The sequence below is a fragment of the Acetobacter sp. DmW_043 genome (genome assembly GCF_002153485.1).
Taxonomy (GTDB): Bacteria; Pseudomonadota; Alphaproteobacteria; order Acetobacterales; family Acetobacteraceae; genus Acetobacter; species Acetobacter thailandicus.
Genome location: NZ_JOMN01000059.1, coordinates 1 through 483 on the forward strand (window position 1 = coordinate 1; position 483 = coordinate 483).

A 483-nucleotide genomic window follows, 5' to 3' on the forward strand; every position below is an offset into this window, starting at 1 on the left:
GGCTCTTAAAAAGCTGGTCTGTGCCCTCTGGGCGCAGTCTGATGGTCTGAAATCTTTCCGTGCTGCTCTGGCAGAGCATGATCTGCTCATGCGTGAGGGAGACCGCACAGAGACGCGCCCAGGAGCCCATATCATTGAAGACAGGAAGGGCACGCTGATCGGCAGCTTTACCCGCCTGACCAAAGTTCGGATGGCAGAGTTCCGCACATTGCTTGCTCAGGAAAAACAGCAGACAGCGCCACCCATAAAACCTGTTCTGCCAACGGGGCGTATCCCGGTCAGGGGCATGGAGGACTATCTCAAAAAGACAGCACCTGAGCCGGCAGTGCGCAGAACACACAGAGCGATGAGTCTGGACGAGATCAGGCAGCGTGCCTGTATCGCGGGGATTATCATACAAAAGAAGACCATTCTCACCCGTCAGGCACCGGAAAGCAGCCTGGCTCCCCTGGACCGCACACACAGTCTGACGCAATGGACACA

At 56.7% G+C, this 483-nt stretch carries 1 pseudogene; it reads left to right on the top strand.

What is annotated here, in order from left to right:
- Nucleotides 1-483 (top strand): annotated as a pseudogene (locus HK11_RS11375) (hypothetical protein); the annotation flags it as partial.